The organism is Streptomyces sp. Ncost-T10-10d (assembly GCF_900091955.1).
Lineage (GTDB): Bacteria > Actinomycetota > Actinomycetes > Streptomycetales > Streptomycetaceae > Streptomyces.
Genome location: NZ_FMDF01000148.1, coordinates 1 through 6,876 on the forward strand (window position 1 = coordinate 1; position 6,876 = coordinate 6,876).

6 protein-coding genes and 2 pseudogenes are annotated in these 6,876 nt (G+C 68.9%); 3 read left to right on the forward strand and 5 right to left on the reverse strand.

Annotated elements, in window-relative coordinates:
* Both GA0115254_RS26260 and GA0115254_RS26265 read right to left on the reverse strand, forming a co-directional pair.
* On the reverse strand, positions 1 to 1,376 hold a 1,376-nt coding region (locus GA0115254_RS26260; RefSeq protein ID WP_107451381.1), incomplete at its 3' end, for a sensor histidine kinase.
* A 503-nt stretch (positions 1,377 to 1,879) separates the two neighbouring features.
* Positions 1,880 to 2,324: pseudogene (locus GA0115254_RS26265) on the reverse strand (IS110 family transposase); the annotation flags it as partial.
* A gap of 844 nt (positions 2,325 to 3,168) precedes the next feature.
* Here GA0115254_RS26265 and GA0115254_RS26270 point away from each other — a divergent pair.
* Positions 3,169 to 3,945 (forward strand): annotated as a pseudogene (locus tag GA0115254_RS26270) (transposase); the annotation flags it as partial.
* A 44-nt stretch (positions 3,946 to 3,989) separates the two neighbouring features.
* Here the strand turns inward: GA0115254_RS26270 and GA0115254_RS26275 are convergent.
* Positions 3,990 to 4,286: a DUF7691 family protein gene (locus GA0115254_RS26275; protein ID WP_256102779.1), complete on the reverse strand. Its 297-nt coding sequence runs from the start codon at positions 4,284 to 4,286 to the stop codon at positions 3,990 to 3,992.
* A 177-nt stretch (positions 4,287 to 4,463) separates the two neighbouring features.
* Between GA0115254_RS26275 and GA0115254_RS26280 the strand changes: the two genes are divergently transcribed.
* Together GA0115254_RS26280 and GA0115254_RS26285 are read left to right on the forward strand one after the other, a co-directional pair.
* Positions 4,464 to 4,967: a GNAT family N-acetyltransferase gene (locus tag GA0115254_RS26280; protein WP_093897773.1), complete on the forward strand. Its 504-nt coding sequence runs from the start codon at positions 4,464 to 4,466 to the stop codon at positions 4,965 to 4,967.
* A gap of 144 nt (positions 4,968 to 5,111) precedes the next feature.
* Entirely contained in the window at positions 5,112 to 6,029 is a 918-nt protein-coding gene (locus GA0115254_RS26285; RefSeq protein ID WP_256102780.1) for an IS5 family transposase, read from the forward strand.
* On the opposite strand, the gene GA0115254_RS26290 is transcribed toward GA0115254_RS26285, so the two are convergent.
* Complete coding sequence (locus GA0115254_RS26290) at positions 5,986 to 6,531, reverse strand: hypothetical protein (RefSeq protein ID WP_093897774.1); 546 nt, start codon at positions 6,529 to 6,531, stop codon at positions 5,986 to 5,988. The two genes, GA0115254_RS26285 and GA0115254_RS26290, sit on opposite strands and share 44 nt — an antisense overlap.
* Positions 6,532 to 6,683: 152 nt before the next feature.
* Positions 6,684 to 6,876, reverse strand: a 193-nt coding sequence (locus GA0115254_RS45295) for a hypothetical protein (RefSeq protein ID WP_218105583.1), incomplete at its 5' end; no start/stop codon positions are given.

Genomic DNA, 6,876 nt, shown 5'->3' on the forward strand with positions numbered 1-6,876 from the left:
CGGCCGGCCGCCTCACGCGACACCGACTCGCGCTGCTGAGCGAGCAGTTGCTGGGGCAGCAGGACGACGACGCCGGTGCCGCCGCGCGACGAGGGGCGGTAGTTGACGCTGATGCCGTACTTCACCGCGAGCCGTCCGACCACGGCGAGGCCGAGCCGGGTGCCCTGGAGCGAGGCGAGGTCGGTGATGTGACCGGACACCGCTTCCTCGGCGCGGCGCATGGCCGCGTCGGCCATCTTCAGGCCGCTGTCCTCGATGGTGACAACCAGACCGGCGCTGCGGTCCTCGACGTAGACGTGCACCTCGTCGATGGGCGGGGAGAAGTTCGCCGCGTTGTCCATCAGTTCGGCGAGCAGATGCATGACGCCCTCGGCCGCGAAGCCGGAGATCCCGGCGGTGGTGGAGCAGTGCAGGCGCACCCGCTGGTAGGCGGCGATTCGGCCGACGGCGCCGCGCAGGATGCTCTCCATCACGATCGGCTTGTTCCAGGCGCGGCTGGACCGGCCGCCCATGAGCAGCGCGAGCCGGTCGGTCATCAGGCCGAGCTGGGAGGTGCTGTGGTCCAGCTTCAGCAGGTCACCGAAGACCTCCTCGCCGTATCGTTCCTGCATGTCCCGCAGGTCGGCGAGCATGCTGACGGACTTGGCCTGGACGCGGCTGAGCGCCCTGGCGGAGGCGACCTGTGCCGCGGCGGCGCGCCGCTCGCTGTGGGCGAGTTCGCGGACGAACGACTCGGTCGGGGTGCGGACCATGGGCAGCCGCGGCAGGTCGAGTTCGGCGAGCACCGTGTCGGCGGACTGGCCCTCGCGCAGCCGGGCGACCACGGCGGGCAGGGTCTCCTGCGCCAGCCGCTCCAGCGCGGCGGCCGCCTCGTTCAGCTCGTACAGGGCCTGCCGGCGCCCGCCGTCCAGGGCGGCCGCGTGCTGCACGCCTTCCTCGACGGCGGCGGCGAAGATGTGCACGACCCGGCCCAGCTGCGGGTCGGACGGCGGGGGCACGCTGCCCAGCGCGTCGGCCGCGCTCGTGCCGTCCCGCAACCGCTTGACCACGGCGGGCAACGTCACGTTGACCAGGTGCGCGGTCTCCGCCGACAGCTGCACCGACTGCGCCTTGAGACGGCCGGTCTCGGAGGTCTGCGCGGCGACCGTGCGCCGGGCCCGCTGGACGAGCCGGTGGCTGACAATGGCGGCCGCGGCCACACACACCCAGGCGACCGCCGCCACGGTCAGCGCCCAGGTGCGGGCGCCGGACGGCGCCAGGGCGACGGCCACGCCGCCGGCTGCGGCACTCACCACCAGCACGACCAGGGGCGTGGTCGGCGAGGTGCGCGGCGCCTTCGCCGGACGGTGCTGACTGAGCGGTGCAGGCACTGACATTCCGCGGTCCCTCGGTCCATGAGATCAGAAGAAACGGGGCGGCCGACTCATGGCGGCCGCAGGTCGGAAAGGGGGTCGCCAAGAGGATGACGATCTTCCGACCGGGTACTCGCTCATGCTAGCCACACTGCCGCGCGAGAAGATCTGACTATCTGCACAGTCTGCCGGTGACCCAAGTTCGTCGTGAACCAGCCTCCTGAATGCCCGGCTGTGATATGGGAAATGGATTCCCCTCAGCCCGGCTGATGCACAGGGACAGGCTGCAAATGCGTTGACGATGTGTCGAATTTGTAAAAATGAAAGCCGTCCACACGTCAACTCCGAACATCAACAGCCGCTTTCCAGCCAACCACACGCTGCCGAAACCAAACTCACCCAACTTCCAGGGCTGTTGGGACACCCGACGAGGGCGGAGGCGACTGAGGTGAACCCCGGTCAGCGGAAGGGCGGGGCGTGGTCAAAGGTGTCAGCCATGGGCACAGGATGCAGGACTGGGCTGACTTGATCCGTCGGGCGCGGTCGGCGTTCAGGTCGGCCCGCCAGGCTGGTGAGGACCCGCAGCTCGACGGCGTCCTCGTCGTCCGGCCTCAGCACGGTCAGGTCCCGGCGCATCCGGGCCTGGTCGGCGATGACGGTGGCGTCCTTGGCATCGGCCTTGCCCATGCCCCGGTAGCCGGCCGAGGCCCGGTTCACCGCGAGACCGGGGATGTAGAGCAACTGCTGGCTGTGATTGAGCAGCACGCTGATCAGCAAGGCCGCCACACCGTCGGCGACATCGACTGCCCACACGGCGTCCTCGTCGATCGCCAGCACGTCGGCGAGCAGAGCCAGCAGTGCCGGCTCGTCGTTCAGCACGCGTCGCGACAGCAGCCGCTTGCCCTCGGCGTCCAGGACCACGCAGTGGTGATGGGTCTTGCCGATGTCCACGCCCGCCCATATCTGGGGCACGGGTTCCTCCGGTTCGTCGGTGACTGCTGTTCTCCCGAACGACCTCGCCAGCGTGGTCCTACTCAGCGGTACACCCGCAGGTGCTCGCAACTCCTCATCAGCGGCTGAGTCGTCGTGAGACTCCGGGCGGCCAGGTGGGGCAAACCATCGAGGGCAACCGCTTGAAAGCCATAGCCGGAGTCTCTGGGCCTCTGGACCTTACGACTGGCCCGTCCAACCCACCGACAAGGTAGGACCGCTTGCCCCCCATGCGCCGTGGTGGCACGGCTTCGTTCAACTCCGGCTGGAAGGCCGTCAGGGGGCAGCGACGTCTGCCCCCGACGTGACGTACGCCGTCCGCGGCGAGGGCTGCGTGTTGCTTCCGGCGCCGGTCATTCTCGGTTGGGCCCAAACACGGGCTCAAGAGCCGATCACAGGGCCGCGACCATGGGTACGATTGCGGCCGCGGTGGTCGACGCGCCGCGTCCTCGCGCGGTAAGCGGGGTGGCACGCCCACGGCTTCGGTGGGCCCAGCGCTCGGCACGGCTGCCGGGGTGAGGATCGCAGCCCAGCAGGTCCCTCTGCCGTGGGCAGGGGGCCCGATCGCTGACATCGTCACCCGCCCTGGCACGGAGAGCCTCATGGGCCCCTTCATCAAGCACCTCGCGGATGGTCGTACTGCGTACGTCACCCCCTGATCACAGTTCTCGGGGCGGTCAGCTTGAAGGCCGTCGACGGTGACGGCCAACGGATCTCCGACGGCTGGCTGTACGACGCGGCCCAGCGCGGTATTGCACAGAAAGACATCCCCACCGGGTGCACCCACCTGATTCCGGCGGCCCCGCCGCTGTGGTTCACGCCCTGTGTCCTGCGCCGTGCGGCACCGCCCCGCGAGCCCGGCGTCCGGGGCCGTCCGCCTCGCCATGGCGGCGAGTTCGTCTTCGGTGACCCCACCACCTGGAACATCCCCGACGCGCAGACGGTGACCGCAACCCGTCTCTACGGCACCGCCACCGTCCGGGCCTGGGACCGGCTCCATCCGAGACTGACCCACCGTTCGGCCTGGACTGCCCAGCTGGGGTCCCTGCCGGTGATCGAGGGGACCGTGATCCGCCTGCAGGTCGAGTACCTGCCCAGTGGCGCGACACCGAAGCCGGTGTGGCTGTGGTGGTCGGGCACCGACGCCACCACAGCCGACATCGACCGTCTGTGGCAGGCGTTTCTGCGGCGTTTCGACATCGAGCACACCTTCCGCCTCTTCAAGCAGACCCTCGGCTGGACCTGCCCGAGGATCCGCACCCCCGAAGCCGCCGACCGATGGACCTGGCTGATCGTCACCGTCTTCACCCAGCTCCGGCTCGCCCGCCCGCTGGCGGCAGACCTCCGGCGGCCGTGGGAGAAGCCGGTCCCGCCCGACAGACTCACCCCCGCACGAGTCCGTCGCGACTTTCGGCACCTCCGGCCGAAGGCCGCCTGCCCAGCCGGCGCACCGAAATCCTCTCGGCCCGGCCCAGGACGGCCACCCGGCCGAAGGAACAACCAGCCCACTGCACGCTATGACGTGCACATCGTCCGCAAACCCGACCTCACGAAGCGACGCACGAAGAAGACAACGACTCCACGTCCCCGCCGCACAGGTTAAAGATCAAGCTAGGAGGGGGCCATCCGGTCGCCCTGTCCGGGACTTCAGGAACGGAAGCCGATAACGCCAAAGCCCGGCCGTCCCACCGCATGCCGCATCCAGCCGAGACACTGCATAACGGCCTCCACGACTTCAGGCTCCAGCGGGGGCGCCTGGCCCGACTCGTCGACCGCCCGCTTGGTGGCCTCGAACTGCTCCAACGCCTGTGCGATGTGATCGGGCGTCCACTCGCCGCGCCCCGGTATGAATGTGTACGGCAGAGGATCGGGCAGGTCGCTGTAGCTGAAATCCTCGACAGACACGGCAGTGACGCCCAGAGCATTCAGACCCTCGTCGACCACCGACAGCCAGCCACCCCGGTGCGGCGTAAGAAGCCGTTGCCATACCGATCACGGAGTCTGTCCGGGAGTCTCGATCGGGTGATCGCGCGGGCCCTGCCCGGCATGAGAGCAGAGCCTGGCGATATACGGGGAAAATCCAGGGGAGCGGACGGCCGCGCGCTGCTACGGTCGGGCGCCATGAGCTGGCTTCCCGATGACTTCGTCCACCCCGTCCTGGTACCGCTGCCGGGCGGTGGTCATCACCTGCGGCCGGTCCGGGAGGCGGACACCCCGCTCGACTATCCGGCTGTGATGGGTTCGCGCGAGCGGCTGTGGACCATCTTCGGCCCGGCCTGGGGCTGGCCCGCGGCCACCATGACCTACGAGGCCGACCAGGCCGACCTGTTGCGGCACGAGAAGGAGATCGCCGCACACCAGTCCTTCAACTACGCGCTGTTCGACGCGGCGGAGACAGCTCTGCTCGGCTGCGTCTACATCGACCCACCGGAGAGGGCCGGCGCGGACGGCGAGATCTCCTGGTGGGTGGTGGACGAGCTGGTGGGCAGCAAGGTCGAGCAAGCCCTCGACGCGCTGGTGCCGCAGTGGATCGCCGCCGACTGGCCGTTCGAGCAGCCGCGCTTCCTCGGCCGCGAGATCTCCTGGTCGGGCTGGCTCGCCCTGCCGGAGCATCCCGACACGTAAGTGGTTGTTGCCCGTACCGATCTCGAAGGCTGTCGATCGAACGGGAGTCTCGATCGGGTGACTGCGGCGGCCGCCGCGCGTGAAAGCAGGGCCTCCTGGTAGCTCAAAGGGTGTCTACGCCAACAAGCTTTCCAGGAGGCCCTGTTGACGCAGTTCTACGGCACCACGTGGGTGGAGTCCACTTCTGCCACCCTTGCGTGTGACTGCCTGGCTCACCGGTTCGGGAACGCCGGCGACCACGGGGGGCGCGAGCGCCGCTACCCGACGGACATGTCCGACGCGGAGTGGGCGGTGGCCAGGCCGCTGCTGCCGGTGCCGGGCTGGTTGCGGGGCCGGGGCGGGCAGCCGGAGGCGTACTGCCACCGCGCGACACTGGACGCGATCCGCTACCTGGTCGACAACGCAACGAAATGGCGCGCGATGCCGGCCGACTTCCCGCCGTGGGACCGGGTCTACGCCTTCTTCCGCCGCTGGCGCGACCACGGCATGGTCAAGGAGTTCCACGACCGGCTCCGCCGCAAGGTCCGCGAGCAGGCCGGGCAGGATCCAGAGCCGAGCGCGGGCGTGATGGACTCCCAGTCGGTCAAGGCAGACGCCGTCGTCGGCGCCGACAGCCGCGGCTTCGACGGCGGCAAGCTGGTCAACGGCCGCAAGCGGCACGCTGTGGTCGACACCCTCGGCCTGCTGCTCGCGGTGATGGTCACCGCCGCTGACACCCAAGACCGCGCGGCAGCCCAGGTCCTGCTCGCCCAGGTCGCCGCCGCGCACCACCTGCTGGTCCTGGTCTGGGCCGGCGGCGACTACACCGGCAGCCTCGTCGAGTGCTGCCTCGCCACCCTCGCCCTGGTCCTCGCCATCGTCAAGCGCAGCGACGACATGCGCGGCTTCGTCGTGCTTCCCAAGCGCTGGATCGTGGAGCGGTTCTTCGCCCACCTGATGCGAAGCCGCCGCCTCGTGCGGGACTTCGAACGGCCCACCAGCAGCGCGGAGGCGATGGTCTACTGGTCGATGACGCAGCTCATGTCCCGCCGCCTGGCCCGGCCACGCTCTTCGCGAGCGTGAACCGGCCCGGCGCCGGCTCGGCCAGCCACCCGCGCGCTGTCAGCCGCTTCGCCTTCGACCGCAACGCCTCGATCTTCGCGGGCACCAGGTCCAGACCGAAGCAGGCGGCCATCTCCTGGCAGGTCAGCGGGCCTTGACCGAGACGGTTCCGGTCCGCGAGAGCCTGCAGGATCCGCTGGTAGTCCGCCGACAGTGCCAACCAGGCCAGCCCCGCACGCCACATCGGCACCACCGATTTCGGCTTCGCCGCCTCCGAAGATGCAGGCCGCACCGGCGGTTCACCGCGATCCGACGGCTCCTCGACGGCATCCGGGTCGGCGGCGTTTCCTTCGCCCGGAGACAGCACCTCGTCGACGCGTGAACGGGCGATGACCCACTCGTTCCACTCCCGCTCGGCTACGACCAGCTCGGCCTGGATACGGTCGGCCTCCTCCCGCAGACCGTCCATACGACGGCGAGCGGTGAGCTCACGCTGTTCCAGCAGCCCCACGACCGAAGGCATCCCCGACCTCCTCCAGAGCGACAACTCGACACGTCACCACTCCCCGAGACCGCCGAACCTACGCCTGACCAGCGGAAACGCAGCCCTCAAGCCCGGAAAGACAACAGCCACTGACTACAAATGAAACGGACAACAAAGAATCAAACGCTCACTCAGTGGGCGTTCAGAGATGTTCCGTGCTCGTATGCGAGTTTTACGGCTGTCAGGATTGCGGCATTTGCATCGAACGTACTCCCTCGCGCCTGTCGAACTGCCGCCATGGCCGCCCGTTTGCTCCGCTCCTCATACACGAAGTCCGTCTGATTTGAGGATGTGGCAGAAACGCCCAGTAGCAGCGGAACGGCA